22 protein-coding genes and 1 pseudogene are annotated in these 21,876 nt (G+C 69.3%); 12 read left to right on the forward strand and 11 right to left on the reverse strand.

Going from position 1 to position 21,876, the window contains the following annotated elements:
- Positions 1 to 46: 46 nt before the first annotated feature.
- On the reverse strand, positions 47 to 784 hold the full coding sequence (locus AB0H50_RS21405; RefSeq protein ID WP_357455200.1) for a glutamine amidotransferase: 738 nt from the start codon (positions 782 to 784) through the stop codon (positions 47 to 49).
- 178 nt (positions 785 to 962) lie between these two features.
- Here AB0H50_RS21405 and AB0H50_RS21410 point away from each other — a divergent pair, with 178 nt between their 5' ends.
- Positions 963 to 1,166 carry a hypothetical protein gene (locus AB0H50_RS21410; protein WP_357455203.1) on the forward strand — a complete coding sequence of 68 codons (204 nt, stop codon included), beginning with the start codon at positions 963 to 965 and terminating at the stop codon, positions 1,164 to 1,166.
- A gap of 182 nt (positions 1,167 to 1,348) precedes the next feature.
- Complete coding sequence (locus AB0H50_RS21415) at positions 1,349 to 2,233, forward strand: bile acid:sodium symporter family protein (protein ID WP_357455206.1); 885 nt, start codon at positions 1,349 to 1,351, stop codon at positions 2,231 to 2,233.
- 54 nt (positions 2,234 to 2,287) lie between these two features.
- On the opposite strand, the gene AB0H50_RS21420 is transcribed toward AB0H50_RS21415, so the two are convergent.
- Positions 2,288 to 2,449, reverse strand: a complete 162-nt coding sequence (locus AB0H50_RS21420; RefSeq protein ID WP_357455209.1) for a hypothetical protein — start codon at positions 2,447 to 2,449, stop codon at positions 2,288 to 2,290.
- A gap of 96 nt (positions 2,450 to 2,545) precedes the next feature.
- Here AB0H50_RS21420 and AB0H50_RS21425 point away from each other — a divergent pair, with 96 nt between their 5' ends.
- Positions 2,546 to 4,591, forward strand: a complete 2,046-nt coding sequence (locus AB0H50_RS21425; protein ID WP_357455212.1) for a M3 family metallopeptidase — start codon at positions 2,546 to 2,548, stop codon at positions 4,589 to 4,591.
- 178 nt (positions 4,592 to 4,769) lie between these two features.
- Positions 4,770 to 5,231, forward strand: a complete 462-nt coding sequence (locus AB0H50_RS21430) for a hypothetical protein (RefSeq protein WP_357455215.1) — start codon at positions 4,770 to 4,772, stop codon at positions 5,229 to 5,231.
- A 22-nt stretch (positions 5,232 to 5,253) separates the two neighbouring features.
- On the opposite strand, the gene AB0H50_RS21435 is transcribed toward AB0H50_RS21430, so the two are convergent.
- Positions 5,254 to 5,463, reverse strand: coding sequence for a hypothetical protein (locus AB0H50_RS21435; protein WP_357455218.1), 210 nt, complete (start codon positions 5,461 to 5,463; stop codon positions 5,254 to 5,256).
- Between the two features lie 76 nt (positions 5,464 to 5,539).
- Positions 5,540 to 5,803: a hypothetical protein gene (locus tag AB0H50_RS21440; RefSeq protein ID WP_357455221.1), complete on the reverse strand. Its 264-nt coding sequence runs from the start codon at positions 5,801 to 5,803 to the stop codon at positions 5,540 to 5,542.
- Positions 5,804 to 6,331: 528 nt separating this feature from the next.
- Here AB0H50_RS21440 and AB0H50_RS21445 point away from each other — a divergent pair.
- The 3 genes from AB0H50_RS21445 (at position 6,332) to AB0H50_RS21455 (ending at position 10,080) form a co-directional block, all read left to right on the forward strand.
- Entirely contained in the window at positions 6,332 to 6,763 is a 432-nt protein-coding gene (locus AB0H50_RS21445; RefSeq protein ID WP_357455224.1) for a GAF domain-containing protein, read from the forward strand.
- Positions 6,764 to 7,125: 362 nt separating this feature from the next.
- Positions 7,126 to 9,762 (forward strand): LuxR C-terminal-related transcriptional regulator, encoded by a 2,637-nt coding sequence (locus tag AB0H50_RS21450; protein ID WP_357455227.1) that lies wholly within the window; start codon positions 7,126 to 7,128, stop codon positions 9,760 to 9,762.
- A gap of 105 nt (positions 9,763 to 9,867) precedes the next feature.
- Positions 9,868 to 10,080 (forward strand): hypothetical protein, encoded by a 213-nt coding sequence (locus AB0H50_RS21455; protein WP_357455230.1) that lies wholly within the window; start codon positions 9,868 to 9,870, stop codon positions 10,078 to 10,080.
- A 5-nt stretch (positions 10,081 to 10,085) separates the two neighbouring features.
- On the opposite strand, the gene AB0H50_RS21460 is transcribed toward AB0H50_RS21455, so the two are convergent.
- On the reverse strand, positions 10,086 to 11,129 hold the full coding sequence (locus AB0H50_RS21460) for a crotonase/enoyl-CoA hydratase family protein (RefSeq protein WP_357455233.1): 1,044 nt from the start codon (positions 11,127 to 11,129) through the stop codon (positions 10,086 to 10,088).
- 35 nt (positions 11,130 to 11,164) lie between these two features.
- Positions 11,165 to 12,793, reverse strand: a complete 1,629-nt coding sequence (locus AB0H50_RS21465) for an acyl-CoA dehydrogenase family protein (protein WP_357455236.1) — start codon at positions 12,791 to 12,793, stop codon at positions 11,165 to 11,167.
- A gap of 168 nt (positions 12,794 to 12,961) precedes the next feature.
- Between AB0H50_RS21465 and AB0H50_RS21470 the strand changes: the two genes are divergently transcribed.
- Together AB0H50_RS21470 and AB0H50_RS21475 are read left to right on the forward strand one after the other, a co-directional pair.
- Entirely contained in the window at positions 12,962 to 13,717 is a 756-nt protein-coding gene (locus tag AB0H50_RS21470) for a PaaX family transcriptional regulator C-terminal domain-containing protein (protein ID WP_357455239.1), read from the forward strand.
- 49 nt (positions 13,718 to 13,766) lie between these two features.
- Positions 13,767 to 14,489 carry a Mut7-C RNAse domain-containing protein gene (locus AB0H50_RS21475; protein WP_357455241.1) on the forward strand — a complete coding sequence of 241 codons (723 nt, stop codon included), beginning with the start codon at positions 13,767 to 13,769 and terminating at the stop codon, positions 14,487 to 14,489.
- Positions 14,490 to 14,497: 8 nt separating this feature from the next.
- Here the strand turns inward: AB0H50_RS21475 and AB0H50_RS21480 are convergent, their stop codons facing one another.
- Positions 14,498 to 15,202, reverse strand: a complete 705-nt coding sequence (locus AB0H50_RS21480) for a TetR/AcrR family transcriptional regulator (protein ID WP_357455244.1) — start codon at positions 15,200 to 15,202, stop codon at positions 14,498 to 14,500.
- A 130-nt stretch (positions 15,203 to 15,332) separates the two neighbouring features.
- Here AB0H50_RS21480 and AB0H50_RS21485 point away from each other — a divergent pair, with 130 nt between their 5' ends.
- On the forward strand, positions 15,333 to 16,478 hold the full coding sequence (locus AB0H50_RS21485) for an acyl-CoA dehydrogenase family protein (RefSeq protein WP_068064982.1): 1,146 nt from the start codon (positions 15,333 to 15,335) through the stop codon (positions 16,476 to 16,478).
- Between the two features lie 75 nt (positions 16,479 to 16,553).
- On the opposite strand, the gene AB0H50_RS21490 is transcribed toward AB0H50_RS21485, so the two are convergent.
- The 4 genes from AB0H50_RS21490 to AB0H50_RS21505 all read right to left on the reverse strand — a co-directional run bounded on the left by AB0H50_RS21490 (position 16,554) and on the right by AB0H50_RS21505 (position 19,750).
- Entirely contained in the window at positions 16,554 to 17,468 is a 915-nt protein-coding gene (locus AB0H50_RS21490; protein ID WP_357455248.1) for an RNA polymerase sigma-70 factor, read from the reverse strand.
- Entirely contained in the window at positions 17,465 to 18,640 is a 1,176-nt protein-coding gene (locus AB0H50_RS21495) for an FAD-dependent oxidoreductase (RefSeq protein WP_357455251.1), read from the reverse strand. The genes AB0H50_RS21490 and AB0H50_RS21495 overlap by 4 nt, the downstream gene beginning before the upstream one ends.
- Before the next feature lie 113 nt (positions 18,641 to 18,753).
- Positions 18,754 to 19,368 (reverse strand): methyltransferase domain-containing protein, encoded by a 615-nt coding sequence (locus AB0H50_RS21500; protein WP_357455379.1) that lies wholly within the window; start codon positions 19,366 to 19,368, stop codon positions 18,754 to 18,756.
- A gap of 112 nt (positions 19,369 to 19,480) precedes the next feature.
- On the reverse strand, positions 19,481 to 19,750 hold the full coding sequence (locus AB0H50_RS21505; protein ID WP_357455253.1) for a DUF2277 domain-containing protein: 270 nt from the start codon (positions 19,748 to 19,750) through the stop codon (positions 19,481 to 19,483).
- Between the two features lie 95 nt (positions 19,751 to 19,845).
- Between AB0H50_RS21505 and AB0H50_RS21510 the strand changes: the two genes are divergently transcribed.
- Both AB0H50_RS21510 and AB0H50_RS21515 read left to right on the forward strand, forming a co-directional pair.
- Positions 19,846 to 21,270, forward strand: coding sequence for a metallophosphoesterase (locus AB0H50_RS21510; protein WP_357455256.1), 1,425 nt, complete (start codon positions 19,846 to 19,848; stop codon positions 21,268 to 21,270).
- Positions 21,271 to 21,385: 115 nt separating this feature from the next.
- A pseudogene (locus tag AB0H50_RS21515) lies at positions 21,386 to 21,876 on the forward strand (anti-anti-sigma factor); the annotation flags it as partial.

Consider the following 21,876-nt stretch of genomic DNA (forward strand, 5'->3'; position numbering starts at 1 on the left):
GTTACGGGCGCGAATCGCCGTCTTCACGCACCGGGTCGTGCCTCACCTAGTCGCCGCAGTATCGGGTGATGAACCGACGCAGTATTTCGGGCGGCACCGTGATTGATTCGCGGTGGCCGAGTTCTGTGAGGTAGTCCGCTTCCTCCGGGGCGAAGTACCCCGCGTGGCGATAGGCCTCGATGCGGATAGCGAGGCCGTTGCCATCCAGCTCGGGGTGAAACTGTGTCGCGTATACGTGCTGCCCGGTCCGGACCATCTGCACCGGGCAGCTGGACGAGCCGGCCAGCAAGGTCGCACCCGGTGGCACTTCCTGGCAGGCCTCCTTGTGGCCGACGAAGGCGCGGAACGACCGCGGGAGATCGTGCAGCAGCGGGTCGTCACCGGCGTGACCGGTGAGCTCGATGGTCTGCGCGCCCGCTGTCTCGCCGTAGCGATCGCTGCCGACCTTCCCGCCGAGCGTGTCGGCGAGAATGCCCAACCCGTAGCAGGCGCCCAGATACGGGAAGTCGCGGCCTACGATCTCGATCATCAGCTTCTTCAGCCGGGGCTCGAAACGCTTCTGATAGTCGTACTTGTCGTCCTCGGGGCTGCTGACGTTGCTCGGTCCGCCACCGACGATGACCGCCGAATAGTCGTCGAGCTCGATATGCGGGAACTCGTCGTCCATCTGCACCCGCACCACATCGCCGGCGTCGAGCTCGCCTGCGCGCAGGATCGCGCTGTACTCGTCGTCCGCCGCGGCGCGCTCGGGCCGCAACTGCAAGAGCAAGCAGGGCTTGGCCATATACCGATTGTGCAAGACCGGTCGCCGGGAAAGGCGATAATGCCAGGTCATTGGGCGGTGACGCGGACGCGCCGACCCCAGTTTCGGTGGCCCACGTTTCGTCGTCTGTCCGAGACCTCTCGCCATCGATACCGTCTGCGGCAGCGGCCACCCCTCGCCGCCCGAAAGGAATCTCTCGATGCGCAAATACCTTCGCGCCGGCATGCTCACCGGCGCTATCCTGCTGGCTCCCTTGGCCACCGCCGTGCCCGCGTCGGCCATCCCGCTGGAGCCCGTCGGACCCCAGCAGTCGGAGCAGGTCGCCAACCCGGGCTGTCCCGGCGGCGCTCCGCACTGGGACTGCCTGCTGAGCTCGCTGTCGGCGAGCGGTTCCGGCAAGTAGGAACCTCGGACGGCACCGGGTCGGATGACGAAACCCCTTCCTCATGATCGGAAGGGGTTTTCGTTCGCAGACGCTTTGCGCCGAACCGGTTGCGACGTAGGTCACATCCCGCTACCCTCCATTCATTCTGAGACGAACTGGTCTCAGATGCGGGCTCTACCCGCGGAATGTCGAGGAAGCACATGGACTCTCCGCTCGTATCCGTCGCCCTGCCGCTGGCCTTGGCCGTGATCATGTTCGGCCTCGGCTTGTCGCTGACCGTCGCGGACTTCACGCGCATCGCACGAAATCCGAAGACCGTCGCGATCGCGCTCGCCTGCCAGCTGCTGGTGTTGCCCGTCGCCGCGTTCGGTTTGGTGCTGCTGTTCGACCTGCCGCCGATCCTCGCGGTCGGCATGATGCTGCTCGCCTCCTCGCCGGGCGGGACCACCGCGAACCTGTTCAGTCATCTGTTCCGCGGCGATGTCGCGCTCAATGTGTCGCTCACGGCGGTCAATTCGGCGATCGCGGTGGTCACGGTTCCGCTGGTGACCAACTTCGCGATCGGCTACTTCGAACCCGAGCAGGGTTCGGGCACCGTCGGCCTGCAATTCGGCAAGGTGGTCCAAGTGTTCGCCATCGTGCTGGTTCCGGTCGCGATCGGGATGGCGGTACGGCGGCTGTCCCCCGGCTTCGCCGACCGCATGGACCGACCGGTCCGCATCGGGTCGGCGCTGACCCTGCTGCTCGTCATCGCGGGCACCATGGCCGCCGAGCGCGACAACCTGGTCGACTACGCCCTGGACGTCGGCGCGGTCACGACACTGTTCTGCCTCCTCAGCCTGACCGCGGGCTACTTCGTCCCCCGCTGGCTCGGCGTCGACGACCGGCAGGCGATCGCCTGCTCCATGGAAGTGGGCATCCACAACAGCACCATCGCGATCACCATCGCCATCAGCGTCCTCGACAGCACCGAAATGGCCGTCCCCGCAGCCGTTTACGGCGTCCTGATGTTCCCCCTGGCCACCGCCGTCGGCTGGCTCCTCACCCGCCGCCAACCCCGCCCCGCGCTCGCCGAAACCGCCTGAGACGAAAACAATGCGAAGTGATACGACGCAACTCAACTGCCGGACGGCGCGCGTTCATTCGCGCGGCTCGTCCTCCGTGCGCGCCGGGCGGGACAATCGCACCACGCCCGCATCCAGATCCACGTCGACCCGCGGCTCGTACACCTGCCCATCGCTGTCCCCGCTGCCCTCGTCGGTCAGCTTCTTACTCGGGAACAGTTCGCCGATGACGCCCACGCCTCCACGATAGCCCCGCGCACTCGACGTCCTCGTTCGGTCGGCGGCGCGGGAAACCCTTGCTCGGGGTGCGGCGGGCGGGCATAGAGTTCATCCATGACGAGCAACCCGTTCTTCGAGCGCAGTGCGCTGCCCTACGAGCTGCCGCCGTTCGCGGAGATTCGCGACGAGCATTATCTGCCCGCGTTCGAGCGGGGGATGGCGGAGCAGCTGGCCGAGATCGGGGCGATCACGGCGGGCGGAGGGGCGCCGACGTTCGCCGATACCGTTGTGGCGCTGGAACGTTCGGGTGCGCTGCTGACGCGGGTGCTGAATGCGTTCTTCAATGTGGTGAGTTCGGATTCGAGCGAGCGGATCGAGGCGATCGAAGCGGAGATCTCGCCGCGGCTGGCCGCGCACCGGGACGCCGTTTACCTCGATCCGGAGTTGTTCGCCAGGATCGACTCGCTGTATCAGCGGCGCGCGGAGCTCGGGCTGGATGCCGAGGAGGCGCGGCTGCTGGAGCAGTACCACATCCGGTTCGTCCGGGCGGGCGCGCGGCTGGATGCCGAGGGGCAGGCCGGGTTGCGCGAGCTCAACGCGGAATTGGCCGCGGCGGCAACCGAATTCGGCCAGAATCTGCTGGCCGCGACGAACGCGGCGACGCTCGTGGTCGAGCACGAGGAGGAGCTGTCCGGTCTCGGGTCAGCCGCGGTGACCGCCGCTGCCGAGAACGCCCGCTCGCTGGGCCGGGAGGACGCGTGGGCGCTGCGCCTCCAGAACGTCTCGAACCAGCCCGTTCTCGCCGAGCTCGCCGACCGTGACGTGCGACGCCGGATGCTGGCGGCCTCGCTCGGACGCGGGTTCGGCGCGGACGGCCGCAACGCCGCCCTCGCCGTTCGGATCGCCGGCCTGCGGGCCGAGCGGGCGGCGCTGCTCGGCTACTCGGACCACGCGGCGTACGCGGTGGAGGACCAGACCGCGAAAACCGCTGGCGCGGTGGAGGACATGCTCGGGCGGCTGGTGCCACCGGCGGTCGCCAACGCCGAACGAGAGGCGGCGGAGCTCGCGGCGGCCATGCGCGCGGACGACGCGGACGCCGACCTGCGTGCCTGGGACTGGCAGTTCTGGTCGGAAAAGCTCAGGGCGGAACGGTTTTCGCTGGACACCGAGGCGCTTCGCCCCTACTTCGAACTCGAGCGGGTGCTGCGCGACGGGGTGTTCTTCGCCGCCGAACAGGTATACGGGATCACCTTCGCGGAGCGCGACGACCTGGTGGGCTATCACCCGGAGGTCCGCGTCTTCGAGGTGTTCGACGCCGACGGCAGTGCGCTGGGACTCTTCCTCGGCGATTTCTTCGCCAGGCCGTCGAAGCGCGGCGGAGCGTGGATGAACGAACTGGTCAGCCAGTCCAGGCTGCTCGGCACGAGGCCGGTGGTGGTCAACAACCTGAACATCGCGAAGCCGCCGGCGGGCTCGCCCGCCCTGCTCACTTGGGACAACGTCCGGACGCTCTTCCACGAGTTCGGCCACGCCCTGCACGGCCTGTTCTCGGACGTGCGGTTCCCCTTCTTCGCCGGGACCGAGGTGCCGCGCGACTTCGTCGAATTCCCCTCGCAGGTCAACGAAATGTGGATGAGCAGGCCGGAGGTGCTGGCCAACTACGCCAAGCACGTCGAGACGGGTGCGCCGATGCCCGCCGAGCTGGTCGAGCGAATGGCGGCGGCCGAGCGCTTCGGCGAGGGGTTCCGCACCGTCGAGTACCTGGCCGCGGCGCTGCTGGACTGGGCGTGGCACCGCGTCCCCGGCCCCGGCGCACTGGCCGACGTGGACGCCGAGGCGTTCGAGGAGCAGGCGCTGGAGAAGGCGGGCGTGGCCATGGCGACGATTCCGCCGCGCTACCGGACGGGGTACTTCGCCCACATCTTCTCCGGCGGTTACGCGGCGGGCTATTACTCCTACATCTGGAGCGAGGTGCTGGACGCGGACACCGTGCAGTGGTTCGAAAACGGCGCCGCGCCCGTCCGCGAGAAGGGCGAGATCTTCCGGCGCGAACTGCTGTCCCGTGGCGGCTCGGTGGATCCGCTCGCGGCCTTCGAGTCCTTCCGCGGACGCGCCCCCGAGATCGAACCGCTGCTCGACCGCCGGGGCCTGGTGAGCTGACCCCCGTTGCCGCCGCGGGCGAGCGTTCCTATCGAGCGGCACAAGATTGGGTGCACAACTGTACACTGAGTGACGCCCGGGCGGGCTCGCGGGCGCGGTCGCCGCGCGCAGCCTGGTACTGGTCGCCCAGCGCGATCACGAGGTCATCGGCGGGCTCTACGCCGGGCCGGAAGCGTTTGTGCTGCAACGCCTCCAGCCATGGGGCACCACGGCGCAGGCACGCGCGCTCGTCGGCCTCATGAAGGTGGGCGTGCTCGCGGTGGAGCCGGAGTTCCGCAACGCGGGCGTCGGCGCGAAGCTGCTGCGCGGCGCCGCCGACCGCGCGGCCGCCGGACGCGTCCGGCTGATGTACGGCTCCGTCGCCGCCGAAGCCGATCTCGACGGCTTCTGCGCCGACCGCGGCCTCCGCGTCCTCGGGCCTGGCGAGGGCATCGACCTCTCTCCTGTCGTCGGCGTTCCCGCGGAACTGGACCCGGCGAACGGCGAACGGCTCGCCGCCGTCGCGATCGGCGACGGTCCGCCCGTCGCGCTGCCCCAGGGCGAAACCGACGACCGCGCGCCTGCCGGGGTCCGTCCACCTTCGGCGAACGGCTCACGCCGCCGGGCGGCCGCCGGAAACCGCGCGTGCCGCCGGTCGTAGCGGGCGCGCGGCCGCACCGGCTTCAGACGTCGCCGACGCCGATGTGAATGCCTTCGGCCACGCGGAAGAGATCCACCACCGCGAGGATCTCTTCCAGGGTGGTCTCCGGGAGACCTTCGACGGTTTGGGCGAACCGGCGCAAGGCGCGATCGGTGAATCTCGCGACGACGCCGGCATCGCCGCTTTTGCCGAGCAGGTCGCCGTCCGGACAGGGATGTGCGAGCATGTCCACTCCGTTCCGCCAGCGACGTTGCCGTGCAGTAGCTATCAACCGATGCTGCCGAGTATCGAGCGACGGCGCCGCGATGTCACTGGGCAATCGGAAGAAAGAAGGACGGAAAGTTGGTCACCTGAGACAATACCCCTCGCCGGGGTCGCCGAAGCGGCACCCCGTCGTGCTGTGGGCATTGATTCCCGTTGTGGCGCAGCCGGTTTCGGTTGCAACATCGACTCATGGCGAGCAAGTCCAGTGCGATGTGCGATTCCATGCCAACGGTGATGCCGCCGAACCCGCACAGGATCAGCACGCCTCCCACCGTGCCGCCGACGACGACCAGCGGGTCGTTGCCCATGCGACCGCGGTGACCATGCGCAGCCGCTCCTCGCGGCAGTGCCGCAACACGAATGGAATCACCGCCGGCGCCTGGCCGAACACGAGCCCCCGGGGACCGAGCGCACGACGATTCCGGCCCGGACGCCAACCACTACGCGGAGCCGCCACAGCGGCCGGACCAGGCGTGGTGCGGGGTTCGCCAGCTCAGATCACCTTCGTGGGGAAAGGTGAAAACCCGGACCCGAACCGACCGCCCGGTGTTAATGTGGTGGCCGTCATATCGCTGCTGCAGGGTGGCATGTGACCCGCGTGAAGGTGAACGGTTCTCTCCGGAAGCGCTGGGCAGCGGTTCGAAAGACCCAGGCGCGCAACCGTTCACGCCACCACCGGTCGCACCGGGGTGGCAGGAGCCCGTTCGGGGGACGGGCGAGGCGAGGCTGCCGACACGGCAGCTCCAAGGTGGTAGCAAGTCGGCGCGTCCGGAGACACCAGCAGGTCGGCCCGTGTGGCCCTGCGGCCGGTGAGCGCCGTGGAGTGAGGTGTCCGAATGCTCGATACCCGACCCATCACGACGAACTTCCCCGGTTCGGTCAGCCCTTTCCCGAACAAGCAATCGGCGATACCAGCGCAGGCCGCTGCGAACATAGCGCGCCTGCTGCCCGATCACCCCCTGGTCGGCATCACCGCCTGGGGCCTCGACGGCCTCGAAGTCGTCGGCTGGTCCAGCAGGCAGGCCGCGCAACTCGAGCAGGCCGTCGCCGACTTCCCGGATTCGCCTGGCATGGACGTCATACGGACGCGCAGGAGGCTTCTGATCACCGATCTGGCCGAGGAGACGCGCTGGCGCGACTACTGTGCCCACCTGCGCGAACTCGATGTACGGTCGCTGTACAGTCATCCGCTCGTCTCCGACGGGCAGGTCCTCGGACTGTTGAACCTGTACTCCCACCGCACGAACGCCTTCCGCGCGCGGGGATAACGCCGACGCGGGGAGGGGCGCACCCCTCCCCGCGTGCCAGCTTCGCCGGGACTATGCCGAGCCGGTAACGAGTCCAACGACATCCATGACCACTCCGAACACCGTAGTGACCAAATCGAGCACGGCGGAACCGAGCATCGTCGTGCCTCCTTTCCGTTTCCGTGGGTAGGCCGGACAAGCCTCGCATGCCGGTCGGTGATATCGATCCGATGACACGCCAGTACCCGCTCCGATCCGGGCGGCACGAAATTCGGATGCGCCCTCGACATTTCCCTTCCGGACACCTTTAGTATGAAAATCGAAATCAGAGATTCCTGAGCCATGCGCGAAAAATGTTGTCGGCAGTCGGTCCAGGAGGCACGGTGACCATCTCGCACGGCCCCGTTCTACGTTCGATTCCCGCTGACGACAGCGGAATTCCAGCGGAGCTGCCGACGTTTTCGTCGGCGCCGATTGCCAGATCGACGCTGATCGACCGCCTCGACGCCTTCCTCTCGGGCAGCCAGCAGCGGGTGCTGGTGGTTTGCGCGCCAGCAGGAAGCGGCAAGACCGTACTGCTCGCCGACTGGGCGAGCCGGCTCAGGGCGCGGGCGGCCTGTCGCCCGGCGCTGGGGTGGGTCTCGATGTCCGAGCATCCCGAACCCGGTGCCGCGCTGTGGCAGACGCTGCGCGACCAGCTGGCAGTGCCGAAACCGCCGCAACGCCCGTCCGTGGACGCTCCCGGCTTCGACGCGGCACAGCTCGTCGAGGCGCTGACCGTACGCGGAACACCGACCGTGATCGTCATCGATGACGCCCACCTCGTCACCGAACCGCTCGCCCTCGCCGGGCTGGAACACTTTCTGCTGCACGCACCGCCGACGGTCACCACCGTGGTGTCCGGCCGCTTCGACCCGCCGCTGCGCTGGCATCTGCTCGGGCTGACCGAGCGTTCGACCCGGTGGGGCGCGACCGACCTCGCGATGTCCGGTGCGGAGATCGCGGCGCTGTGCCGGGAACACCACTGCGAACTCGACGCGGACGAACTCGCCACGGTCCGCGACCTGACGCACGGCTGGGCCGCGCTCGTCCGTATCGCCGCGATGTACCTGGCCGCCAACCCCGACCGGTCCGCGGCGCTCGCCGTGCTGGCCAGGCCGCCGCGCGCCGTCTCCGACTTCCTGGTCGGCGAACTGATCGGCGCCCTCCCGCTGAACGTGCGGCTCTTCCTGACCTACACCAGCGTTCCCGATTCGTTCACCGAGCGGCTGGCCGACGAGCTGATCGGCGGCGGGGCCGCGCACACGCTGTACGAACTGGACCGGATGAACTTCCCGCTCACCTCGATCGCGCGCGGCGACGACATATGGTTCACCTTCCATCCGATGCTCCGGGCCTATTTCCTCGCCGAGGTGAACCGCCTCGGCGCGCTGGCTCGTTCCGAACTGCACCTGCGGACCGCGAACGCGCTGCGTGCCGCCGGGCTGCCGCGCCACGCGCTGACGCACCTGCTCGCCGTCTCCGATCCGCGCCACCTGCGCGCTTTCCTCACCGAATGCGGGACGACGATGGTCCTCGACGGAGACGGCGCCGCGCTGTTCGGTGAATTGCAACGCGCGCGGCCGAGTCTGCTCGACGACCCGTTCGTGTGGCTGTTGCGCGTCCTGGATGCGCTCTTCCACGGCAGCGCCGCCGACGCGCTCGCCTACCTGGATGTCGCGGGCTCGCGCCGGGACCGGCCCTCGTTCGTGCCCGCGCACTGGATCGATGCGCTGACCCTCGCCGCGACGGTGGATGCCGCCGCGGCCACCGGTTCGGTCTCGGGCGATCTCGCGGCGGACGCCGCGCCGACGGGCAACCCCGATATCGACTGCTACCTGGCGATCCAGTCGGCCACCGCGATGGTGGTCGGCGGACGGCTCGACCGGGGCGAGGAGGTGCTGCTGCGCGGTCTCGCGCTGGCATTGCACACCGGCCATCCGCGCCTGGCGCTTCGCGCGCTCACCCGGCTCACCTTCATCGCCTGCGGGCGCGAGGCCACCGACTCGATGCGGGACCGTGCGGCCAAGGCGCTCGTCGTCGCCGCCGAGCACGACCTGAACGACACGCCGGACGCGGCTCAGGCGATGACGGCCGCCGGTTTGGCCGCCTACCTGCGCGGCGAGCAGCCCGATCCGGAGCACGTCGCCGCGGCGCTGGCCCGGCACGCGGTGCAGGACGGGTCGGCGAGCCCGTTGGCCGGATGGCACGGCTACGTCATCGGGCAGCTATTGGCCGTCGAACAGGCCGCCGACAAGCGCGCCGCGATCGACGACCTGCGCCGCGGCACGCAACTGCTGCTCGACAAGAACACCGTGCCCGGCGTGACCGCGACCGTGATTCCGCACGTGGTGTGGGCCCTGCTGAGTGTGCACGAACCCTTGGCCGCGCAACTGCTCGCCGAGCGGGCACAGCAGTTGCTCGGCGATCTGCCCGACGTCGTCGTGGCCAGAGCCGCGGTGGCGGAGACGGCCGAGCACAGCCAGGCCGCGCTGGCGCTGCTCGAGCCTTTGCTCGACGGCGCCGACACCACCATGCGGCCGTCCACCCGGGTCACCGGATGGTTGCTGTACTCGTCGGCACACCACAGGGCAGGCAACCGCGCGAAGGCGCACAGCGGTCTGGAGAACGCGTTGCGGGACGCCGCCGCCGATCACCTGGTTCGTCCCTTCCTCGACGTTCCGAACGCGATAGAACTGCTCGACGTGTACGCGGGCCGATTCGGTCGACTCGACGCGTTCGGCGATATCGTGCGACAGAATCGCAACGCCGCGAGGAACTCGACGCACCCTGCGCTGACCGACGCCGAGATGACGGTGCTCAAACATCTTCCCTCGGGCCGGACCGCGCAGCAGATCGCGGCCGATCTCGGCGTCTCGATCAATACCGTGAAAACGCATCTGCGTTCGATCTATTCCAAATTCGGCGCGAACTCCCGCGTCGCCGCGCTCGATCACGCCCGGCGCAGCGGCGTCCTCTGACCACACGCGCCCGCGTTCGGCGAAAATCTCATCCTCGGCGTGTGAGGCGAGCCGCGCGCGTGGCGCGGCAGACTCGACCATCGCGCAGTCAGAGGGAGGAGAGCCATGCCGGTCCCTACCAGGTACCAGTTCATCATCGACGGCGAACTGTCCGACCGCGCCGTGGCCGCCTTCCCCGACCTCGACGCCGCGCCGTCCAGCAGCGGAACCACCTCGCTGTTCGGGCCGGTACCCGATCCCACGGCGATGCGCGCTGTCCTGGCCATGATCGACAACCTCGGCCTCACCCTGCTGGAGATGCGCCAGCTGCCGGACTGAACCCGTCAGCGTTCGGCGTCCTCCTCGCCGGATGCCCGGAACTGCGCGCGCTTCCAGTCGCCGTAGGGTTCGTCGCGCTCGCGCACGGCCTCGCGGAACCCGACGGTGGCCGAACGCAACTGGAAGGCGTAGCCCTCGCGGGTGTGCCGGGAGATGCCGTCGAACACGGTGCTGACCATCCCCGAATTGGCCACGCCCTGCGCGAGCAGCGCGCTGTTGAGCGCGAGCTTGGCCATGATGAGCTGGTTGATCGGCATGCGCGCGATGCGAGCGACCAGCGCTTCGGTGCGCTCGTCGAGTTCGTCGGCCGGGCACGATTCGACGGCGAGACCCCATTCGGCGGCCTGCTTGCCGCTGATGCAGTCGCCGGTGAACAGCAGCCGCTTGGCGAGCTGGTCGCCGAGCCGGTGCGCCCACATGCCCGCCGCCGGGATGCCCCAGACGCGGGTGGGCGGGTAGCCGATCTTGGTGTCGTCGGCGCAGATGATCTGGTCGGCGAACAGCGCGATGTCGGTGCCGCCCGCCACCGCGAAGCCGTGCAGTTTGGCCACGGTCGGCTTGTTCGCGTGCAGCAGGCTGGCGAAGCCGCGGTTGAAGCGGCTCATCATCTGGTAGTCGACCATCGGATCCCAGGTTCCCCATGGATTGTGATTGCGCGCCTGCACGGCCGGGTCGAGGACGGTGCCGTCCACCGGCGCAGCGCCGCCCTCGGGTGTGAAGCCGTTCTCCGCGAAGATCGACAGGTCGTAGCCGCCGCAGAAACCTTTGCCGCGCCCGGACACCAGGATGACGTGCACGCGCGGGTCGAGGTCGGCCCGCTCGACCGCCGCGGCCAGCTCGATCGGGGTGTCCGCGGTGATCGCGTTGCCGCGTTCGGGGCGGTCGAAGGTGATGCGCGCGACCCGATCGGTGACCTCGTAGGTCAGCGTCCGGTACCTGATGTCGGACGGCGGCTGCTCCCGGTCGGCGAACAAGGAGTCCTTGCCTTCGGTCAGGCCTTCGTACCAGGCGGCCGGGCGGGTTCCTGCGTGATCGGTGTAGTCGGGCAACGGGAATTCCCTTCGAGGAGCGGACGGGTGCCGGGTCAGAACTTGGGTGTGACGCGTTCGATGATCGCCCCGATGTCGAGGCCGTGGGGCAGTGTTCCGAACACATCGCCGTGATCGCGGCCGAGCCTGCTGACGACGAATCCGTCGGCGACCGCGGGATGCCCGTAGCGCACCAGCAGCGAGGCCTGCAGCACCTGCGCCATCTCGCCGACGACGCGGCGGGCGCGGTACTGGATCGTGTCGAAATCGGTGAACCGGCCGCGCAGATCGTCGATCGCGGCGTCGAGCCTGGCGTCCGCGCCGCGGGCCTGCTCGACCTCGTCGAAGAAGACGCCGAGGGTCGCCGGCTGTTTGGCCAGCGCGCGCAGCGTGTCGAGGGCGGCCACATTGCCCGAGCCCTCCCACACCGACATGAGCGGCGCTTCCCGGTACAGCCGCGGCATCCGCGATTCCTCGACGTATCCGTTGCCGCCGAGGCATTCCAGCGCTTCGGCCGCGTGGATCGGCCCGCGCTTGCACACGTAGTACTTGCTGACCGCCAAGGCGATCCGGCGCAGCCGATCGGCGGTCTCGTCGCCGGACACGGCCCGGTCGGTCACCTCGGCGAGCCACAGTCCGACGGTGGTCGCGCCTTCGGCCTCCAGCGCGAGGTCGGCGAGGACGTTGCGCATCAAGGGCTGGTCGATCAGGTGCGCGCCGAAAGCACGGCGGTGGGTGGCGTGGTGCACGGCCATGGCCACGCCCGCGCGCATCCCGGAGGCCGAGCCGAGCGTGCAGTCGAGCCGGGTCAGGTTCACCATCTCGATGATCGTCGGTACGCCGCGGCCCTCCTCGCCGACCAGCCATCCGACGGTGTCGTCGTACTCGACCTCGCTGCTCGCGTTGGAGTGGTTGCCGAGTTTGTCCTTGAGCCGCTGGAGGTTGAAGGTGTTGCGGGTGCCGTCGGGCAGCACGCGCGGGACGAAGAAGCACGACAGTCCACCCGGCGCCTGCGCCAGCACCAGGAAGAAGTCCGACATGGGCGCCGAGGTGAACCACTTGTGCCCGGTGAGGCGGTACGTGCCGTCCGCACACGGCACGGCGGTCGTGGTGTTCGCGCGGACGTCCGAACCGCCCTGCTTCTCCGTCATCGACATGCCCGCGATCAGGCCGCGTTTGGTCGACGGCACCCGCAGGCCCGGATCGTATTCCTTGGCCACGAGCAGCGGTTCGTACTGTGCCGCGAGTTCGGCGTTGGCACGCAGCGCGGGCACCACGGCGTAGGTCATCGAGATCGGACAGCCGTGCCCGGCGTCGACCTGGCTCCACGCGCTCATCTTCGCGGCGCGCACCAGGTGCGGGCTCGGGCCGCTGTCGGCCCATGGCGCACCGTGCAGGCCGAAGCCCACCGCGTACTCCATCAGCCGGTGATAGCTCGGGTCGTATTCGACCTCGTCGATCCGATGCCCGTAGCGGTCGTGCGTGCGCAGCACCGGCGGGTGCGCCTCCGCGAGATCGCCGAGCGCCTGCGCCTCGGCGCTGCCCGCCAGCCTGCCGACCGACCGCACGTCCTCGATGGCTCGCTCGGCCCCCGCCCTGTGCAAGGCCTCCAGAATCACCGGCTGCTCGGCCGCGTCGTAATCCACCAACGGCGGAACCTGATTCGTCACCACATGCGTCGCCATCGTAACCGTCCTCCAACTCGACTATTACAACTCTGCGTCTCGCGCCACAACTTTGCAATACCCGCCGCTGCCACACCCCTTTCGCACGCCTCACACAGGCGGTGGCTGTGTGAGGCGTGCACGCGATGTGTGGGAACCGGAGGTGCCGCGGGTGGTTAGCATCGGGACATGGATTCGCGTGCGGCGCCGGTGCGCAAGCTCACTGCGCGATCGGCGATCCTGAGCGCGCTGCTCGGCGCGCATCCCGCCGAGGCGCCGGTGAGCTGGATCGTGCGGGTGGCGATCGGGCTCGGGCTCCAGGAGTCGGCGGTGCGCGCGGCGCTGACCAGGATGGTGGCGGTCGGCGATCTGGAGCGCCGCGACAGCGCCTATCGCCTCGCGCCGCGGCTGATCGAACGCCAGCACCGCCAAGACGAGGCCATGCACCCGCCCACCGGCGCATGGGACGGCACTTGGCGGCTGGCGATCGTGACCGTCGGCGCCGGCGACTCCACCGACCGCGCGGCGTTCCGGGAAGTATTGCGCGCCAAGAAGTTCGGCGAGTTGCGCGAGGGCGTGTGGACTCGCCCCGACAATCTCGGCACCGAGCTCCCCGCCGCCGCGGCCCGCCGCCTGACCGTCTTCACCGGTCAGCCGGGCGAACCGGACGGCGAACTGGCCGAACGGCTTTTCCGGCCGGACGCCTGGGCCGAGGACGCCCGGCTACTGCTGTCCGCCATGGCGCAGGCGGAATTCATCGGCGACCGTTTCGAAGTCGCCGCCGCGACCGTGCGGCACATCCTCAACGACCCGATGCTGCCCGCCGAACTGCTGCCCCGGCACTGGCCTGGCGGTGAACTGCGCTCGGCCTATGTGGATTTCCGCGCGGAGTTCGCGGCGTTCGCCGAGGCGCTGATGGGCGACACCGTGCCTCGGCAGCGATAGGCGAACTCGCCGGGCTGCCTCACAACGCCGAGCCTGGCATGCTTGGCTGGTGGGTACCGGGGAGATCACGGTCGAGTTCGCGGCCGAGCTGGCGTTGTTCGTGGCCGCGGGGTTGCGCGGGGGTCCGTCGAACGTGCGCGTCGATGGCGTGTCGACAGTGGGGCATGTGGTGGAGTCGCTCGGGGCGCCGCTCACCGAGGTGGGGGCGTTGGTGGTGAACGACGCGACGGTGAGACCCGCGTATGTGCCCGTCCACGGGGATTCGCTGGCGGTACTGGCGGTGACGCGTCCGCAGCGGATGCCCGCGCCGGTGCGCTTCCTGCTCGACATCCACCTGGGCACCTTGGCGCGCCGGCTGCGCCTGCTCGGCATCGACGCCGCCTACGAGAATCCCGACATCGGGGACGCCGCGCTGGCCAAGCGCTCGGCGGCCGAGAGTCGAATCCTGCTCTCCCGCGACCGCGGACTGCTACGCCGACGCGAAATCTACGCGGGCGCCTACGTTTACAGCCACAAGCCCGCCGAACAGCTCGACGATGTACTCTCCCGTTTCGCGCCGGGCCTCGCCCCGTGGACGAGGTGCACCACCTGCAACGGCCTGTTGCGCGAGGCCGACAAGGCGGACATGCGCGGGCGGCTGCCCGACCAGACCGAACAGACCTACGACACCTTCGCGCAGTGCGTCGACTGCGGCCAAACCTATTGGAAGGGCGCGCATCACGCGCGGCTGGACGCGATCGTCGCGCACGCGCGGCGGAAGTTCGGGTCCTGATCGCGGCGTCACGTCGCGGCCGCCTCGCCGCGGTAGTCCTCCCCGGCGATCAGCAGGTCCGGCAGCCGCGCCGCGGCATCGAGCTCGATGCCGAGCGCGCGCAGCCGGTGGTCGATCAGCAGCCACGCCTCGGCGGTGAGCTGATCCACCAGCGCCTCTTCGGTGCTCTCCCGATGCGTGAGCCACCAGCGCACGGAGGCGTCGATCAACCCGAGCAGCGCGATGATGAGCCGCTCCGCCACGGCCCGGTCCGAGCCGAAGCGCGGAATGTATCGCGTTGCGGCGGCGAAGATCTCGGAGGCGAAGGCGCTGCCGCCGATGCGCGGCTCCTCGTTGCCGCTGCGGTAGTTGCGCTCGACGAGGAAGCGATACAGGTTCGGATGCTCCCCCGCCCATGCGACGTGTTCGGCGATGGGAGCGCGGATGACGTCGATCGGCGTGCCGTCGACGTCGAAGGTGGCGCGAATGCGGGCGGTGAGTTCCGCGTGCGCGTGCCGCGCGACCGCGCGATCGAGTTCCTCTTTGCCCGCGATATGCCGGTAGACGTGCGTGCGCACCAGTCCGGCGCGGTCGGCGATCTGCCCGATCGAGGCGTCGGGTCCGTGTTCCTCGATCGCCGCGACGGCCGCCGCCACCAGCGCGCGGCGACGTTCGACGCCGCGCGCGCCCGAGCGGCGGGTTTCCGCGGTGTCGGTCCAGCGCTGTCGTGCCACGCGGCTCACCGTATCCGACGTTCTCGGTCTCGAAGTTCCGTCTTGTCCCAGCGCAACCGATGGTACACACTGTACCCGTAAATACTGGTCACAAGTATTGCCAGTAATACGCCGAGCCTAAGGAGTCTCGATGGCCGCCTACCGGTCGTGTTGGATGAACGACGACCTGGACGCGCTGCGCGAACTCGCGCGCGCCTTCTTCGAGAAGGAAGTCGCGCCGAATGTCGACAAGTACATCGCCCAGCACCATGTCGACCGCGACCTGTGGCACAAGGCGGGCGAACTCGGCCTGCTCTGCCTGTCCATCCCGGAGGAGTACGGCGGTGGCGGCGGCACCTTCGCGCACGAGGCCGTGCTGATCGAGGAGCAGGCCAGGGTGGTCGACACCGCGTGGGGCCAGAGCCTGCACAACGGCATCGTCGCGCACTACCTGCTCGCCTACGGCACCGAGGAGCAGAAGCAGCGCTGGCTGCCGAAGATGGCCAGCGGCGAGGTGGTCGGCGCGATCGCGATGACCGAACCCGGCACCGGCTCCGACCTGCAGAGCGTCAAGACCAAGGCGGTCCGCGACGGCGACGAGTACGTCGTCAACGGTTCCAAGACCTTCATCACCAACGGCGCCCAAGCCGACCTGATCATCGTCGTGGTCAAGACCGACACCACCCAGGGCGCGGCGGGCATCAGCCTGGTGCTCGTCGAGGCGGACCGCCCCGGTTTCCGGCGCGGCCGGGTGCTGGACAAGATCGGGCAGAAGGGCCAGGACACCTCCGAGCTGTTCTTCGAGGACGTGCGCATCCCGGTCGCCAACCTGCTCGGCACGCAGGAGGGTCAGGGCTTCGTCCAGCTCATGCAGCAGCTGCCGCAGGAGCGCCTGATCATCGCGGTGGGCTCGGTGGCGGGCATGGAGACCGCACTGGACCACACGCTGCGCTACGTCAAGGAGCGAGAGGCGTTCGGCCGCCCGGTGTTCGGCTTCCAGAACACCAAGTTCAAGCTGGCCGAGGTGGCCACCGAGGCGAAGATCGCGCGCGTCTTCACCGACGACTGCATCGCCAAGCACATCGCGGGCGAACTCGACATCCCGACCGTGGCGATGGCGAAGTGGTGGACCACCGAGCGCGCCATGTCGGTGGCCAGCGAATGCCTCCAGCTGCACGGCGGATACGGGTACATGACCGAATACCCGATCTCGCGCATGTGGGTCGACAACCGGGTGCAGATGATCTACGCGGGCACCAACGAGATCATGAAGGAGATCATCGCCAGGTCGCTGTGAGGGAAGACCAGTGTGTCGCCTGACATCGGCTGCGGCACAACCATATTCGGCGCGGCGACGCGACTCCGTGCCACTTCAGCGGTGCGGACCGATGTCGTGTGCAGTGCCGCCCGCGATGGCCCCCAGCTTGTCCGGGTTCGCGATGTTGTGCACCGCGACGACCCGGCCGTGCGCGTCCAGGTCGAGGGTGATCACCGCGATCACCCGGCCTGCCCCGGTGAACACGATGCCGGGACCTCCGTTGATCGGCAGCACGCTGATGGTCATCTCGGAGACCTCGACGCCCTCGTAGGTCCGCGGCCGGGCCAGCCCGGCGAACCACGCCGCCACGGTGCCCGCGCCGACGATCGGGCGCAGCGCCTGCCGCACCTTGCCCCCGCCGTCGGTCCACAGCGTGACGTCCGGGGCGAGCAGCTCCATCAGCGCGTTGATGTCGCCGCCGGTGGCCGCGCTCAGGAATCGTTCGGTGGCTTGCTGTTTGGTGGCGCTGTCCTCCTCGAACCGCGGCCTGCGGGCGTGCACGTGCTTGCGCGCCCGCAGCGCCGCCTGCCGCACCGCGGGTTCCGAACGTTCCACTGCCGCCGCGATTTCGGCGTAGCTGAAGTCGAACACCTCCCGCAGCACGAACACCGAGCGCTCCAGAGGGCTCAGCGTCTCCAGCACGACCAGCATGGCCAGCGACACCGAATCGGCGCCCGTCACCGCGTCGGCGGTGTCGCCGGTCGTGAGGATCGGCTCCGGAAGCCACGGGCCCACATAGGTTTCCCGCTTGTGCTGCACCGAACGGAGCCGATCCATCGCCAGATTCGACACGATCCTGGCCAGGTACGCCTTGGCATCGGCGACCGCGGACCGGTCCGCCGCCGACCATTTGAACCAGGCGTCCTGCACGACGTCCTCGGCATCGGCGGCGGTGCCGAGTATCCGGTAGGCGACCGCGAACAACAGATTCCGGTACTCGGCGAAGACTTCCTGATCCCGGTCGGTCATGCCGCCTCGATCCGGGTGCTGCGACCGCCCTTGCGCCACACCGCCGAAGCCATCGCGCCGTACTTCTTCACCCGGGCGAACACGTCCCACGGCGCGGCGTTGACGGCCTCCTTGTAGGCCACCGCACGCTTGCCGGTGAGCACGAACCGGTTCGGGCTGTCGTCGGGCCTGGTGAACTGCACGACCGCGTCACCGCGCCCGAGGCTGATCGGGAGATGGAAGTACCCGAACCGGAAGGGCTTGGGCCGCTTGCCTTTCAGCTCGAGCGCGATGGCCAGGGCCACGTACGCGCCGGTCGGCATGCCGCTTTGGCAGGTACCGTGGACGACGCCATAGTTCTGACGCACCGCGGCCGCGTCGCCGACCGCGTAGACGTTCGGGTGCGAGACCGAGCGCAGCACGCTGTCGGTGACGATCCGGCCGCGGTCATCGACCGTGAGCCCCGCCTGCTCCGCCAGCGGCGAGACCCGCACGCCCGCGGTCCACAGCACCACGTCGGCGGGCAGGTAGTCGCCGCCGACGAGCTCGACGGTGTCGGGCCCGACCTTCGCGACCTCGACGCCGGCGCGCACGGTGACGCCCAGCCGCGCCAGCCCGCCGCGCAGATACGTCCCCGCTTTCTCGCTCAGCGCCGCGCCCGGCTCCGCCCGGCCGAGCAGGGCGACGCGCAGGCCAGGGTGCTGGTCGGCGATCTCGGCGGCGGACTCGACGCCGGTGAGCCCGGTGCCGCAGACCACCACCCGGGCGCCTGCTTCGAGGCCCCGCAGCCGCCACGACAGCCGCTGCGCCTCGGCGAGGTTGTAGAGGGTGTCCGCGTGGTCGGCGACGCCGGGAACGGACTCGGTGTCCGCGACGCTGCCCAGTGCGTAGACCAGAGTGTCGTAGCGCAGCGTCCGGGTGCCGTCGACCAGCACCGTCCGCGCGGCGGCGTCGATCGCCGTCACCCAGCCCTGCACGAAGTCGATGCCCATGCCCTCGATCATGTCGGGAATCTGGAGGTCGGCCAATTCTTCGCCCGCCGCGGTCTGGTGCAGGCGCAATCGCTCGGTGAACCGCCGCTGCGGATTGACCAGGGTGATGCGCACGTCGTCACGCTTGCGGGTGCGGGCGGCCAAGCTCATCGCCGCCGTCATGCCGGTGTAGCCCGCGCCAAGGATCAGGATCTCGGTCATCGTCGGGTCCTTCGCTGTCGATCTTTCGCTGACGGACTCGAGACGGATCCCGTCCTCGCCGTCGTGACATCCGAGACGAGTGATCCGCACCACATCGATCTTCCTGGCCGCCCTCACACGGGCACCGCCCGGTGCTCGGTGCTGGTTTCCGGATCGCCCGGCACGTCCGAGCGGTACCCGGTGATCCGCCAGGCGCTGCGCTGCGACCCCGCGCCGAGTCGCTTGCCCCACGAGGAACCGGTAGCCGCGATGTCGACGGCCGTCGCGGGCGTCACGCCGGTGATGGTGAGACCTTGTGCCGCAAAAGGTTCGGTGAGATCGCGCAGATCGCGCTCGTCGATCGGCGGCAGGCCGGAACTCCGGTCGTGCTCGGTCACCGACACGAGGATCGACAGGGACGCGCCCGGCTTCATCACCCGCGCGAGCCCCGCGACGATCACCGGATCCGCGGTGACCACACCGCGCAGCAGCGAGCCCCAGGGGAAATACACCGTGACAATGTCGGCGACGCCGTCCAGTTCCCGGGGCAGCCGCTCGGCGGCCGCCACCACGAACAGCGTGTTCGCGAGTTTGCCGCGGGCGGCCTTGCGGGAGGCATTGGACATGTTCGCCGCATTGGCGTCCACGCCGATCACCAGCCGCTCCGAGGCGGCGGTCGCCGCGGCGAGCACCGCGCGTCCGTCGCCCGTACCGAGGTCGATCTGGACCGCCGGATGGCGGCCGATCAGCTCTCGGGCTTAACCGACGTCCACCTCGCGGATCTTCTTGCCGCTCACGATTCGCATGGGCGCGACAGTAACCAGACGCGCCCGCGGGCGCATCCGATTTTTCGGCGGCGGCTCAGCCCTGCGCGGCGATCCTGGCCAGCACCTCGGGGCGGCGCAGCGGCGGCACCGACTTCGGCGGCACCCTGCGGTCCGGCAGCTCGGCGAGCAGGCGGGTCGTCACCGCGGCGATGTCGGCCACCGCGGACTCCACCGCCGGACGCGTCGCCGCGGAGACGGTGGACAGGCCGGCGACCTTGCGCACGTACTGCAGCGCCGCCGCCTCGATCTCCTCCGGTGTCGCCGCGGGCTCCAGCCCGCGCAGGGCAGTGATGTTTCGGCACATGCTTCGAGGCTACCGAGGGTGTCCGACATCGTCCCGGGCTCCGCGAGCCGGTCCGGCGTAAGGTCGGGACGGTCGGTACGGGAGAGGGCTGCGCGGTGGTCGTTGTGGTGGTGCTGGTCGGCTTCGGGGTGCTCGCGGTGTTCGCCGGGCTGCACTGGTATCTGTGGCGGCGCCTGGTGCGCGACACCACCGCACCCCGGACGACGCCGCGCCGGATCGGGACCGCGGTGCTCCTGGCGGGTCCGCTGCTGCTGCTCGGCGCGTCCTTCGGCGACTCGGCCGGACTGCCGTTCCCACTGCTGCGGGCCATCGCGTGGCCGGGTTACCTGTGGGGCGCGCTGGGGGTGTACCTGCTGCTCGCGCTGCTGGTCGGCGAGGCGCTGCGGCCGCTGCTTCTGCGCTGGTTCGCGCGCGAATCCGAGACGGACACAAACACTTCGCCGAAGCGAAATGCGGAATCCGCAGGCGCACCGAAGACTGCGATCGAGCACCGCGCGGGACCCGCGGTTCCGGCTGCGAGCGACGTCGAATCCGCCGAGCCGGCAAGCTCTCCGACGCACGCGAGCGGGGAATCGAAGACGGCGGCAAGCGCCGGGGCGCAGGGTCGGGAATTCACCGACTCCCTCGGTGCTCCGACGCAGGCCGGAGAACCCGTCGATACCGAAGCGGCGCGATCGACGACCACGCCGAAGCCGATCTCGCGGCGGATCTTCGTGTCCCGCGCGGTGGCCGGGACCGCCGTGCTCACCGCAGCGACCACGGTCGGCGCGGGCACGTACGGCGTGCTGAACGGGCCGCAGGTGAAACGGCTGACCGTGCCCTTGGCCAAACTCCCCCGTTCCGCACACGGATTCCGGATCGCCGTGGTCAGCGACGTGCACCTGGGCCCGATCCTGGGCAAGGGGTTCGCCGAGCGAGTCGTCCGCACCGTCAACGACACCCAGCCCGATCTCATCGCGGTGGTCGGCGACCTGGTGGACGGCAGCGTCGATGACCTGCGCCCCGCCGTGGAACCGCTGAACGGGCTGCGCGCCAGGCATGGCGCGTACTTCGTCACCGGCAACCACGAGTACTTCTCCGGCGCGGAGGAATGGATCGAACACGTACAGGATCTCGGATTGCGCCTGCTCGCCAACGATCGGACCGAACTGCCCGGTTTCGATCTCGCGGGCGTCAACGACGTAGAGGGCGAACGCGTCGGGCATGGACCGGATTTCGCCAAGGCGCTCGGCGATCGCGATCCGGCGCGCACCGCTGTTCTGCTGGCGCACCAGCCCGTCCAGATCCACGACGCCGTGGCGCACGGCGTCGACCTCCAGCTGTCGGGACACACCCACGGCGGCCAGCTCTGGCCGGGGAATTTCATTGCGGCGCTGGCGAATCCGACGCTCGCTGGACTGGAGCGCTATGGCGACACACAGTTGTACGTGACGCGCGGGGCCGGTGCGGCAGGCCCGCCCGTCCGGGTCGGCGCGCCCTCCGACATCACCGTCGTGGAGCTGGCCGCGACGCGGGCTTGACACGCCGTCCGGAAGGATGGTGCGTCACCGGTGAAACCCCGCACACGAAACGGGTCGGGTATACGATTCGACGAGTACCGCTGATGCCCCCGGTGCGAAACCGATGGAGGACCGTGTGTCCGATGTGTTCGACCCCGTCGCGACCGAAATCGGCGTGAACGGCGGCGGGGCAGGTCTTTTATCGGAACTGGTGCGACACCTCAGGCGGAATCGGACCGCCCTGCGCGAGGAGTGGGCGCGGCTCATCACCGAGGCGCAACTGCTCACCGCGATGACAGCCGAGGAGATGTTCTCCGAGGTCACCGCGGTCTACGACAACTACGTCGCCGTGCTGGAGACCGGTAGCGTCGAAGCGCTGCAGGCCTACGCGCGCGACCTGTCCGAGCGCATCTTCCCCCGCGGGGTGGAGACGGACGAGGTGCTCGGCATCGTGCTCCTGCTGCGAGATGTGCTGGCCCGCTCGCTGTTCGAGAAGTACCAGTCCGATTTCGAGCTGTTGAACCGGGTTTTGGACGCCTACGAACCGGCCGCCAACCGCATCGCGAGCACCGTGGCCATCTCGTTCGTGCAGGAACGCGAACGCGTCATCCGCCAGCAGCAGGAAGC

The sequence above is a fragment of the Nocardia sp. NPDC050793 genome, from assembly GCF_040654065.1.
Classification (GTDB): domain Bacteria; phylum Actinomycetota; class Actinomycetes; order Mycobacteriales; family Mycobacteriaceae; genus Nocardia.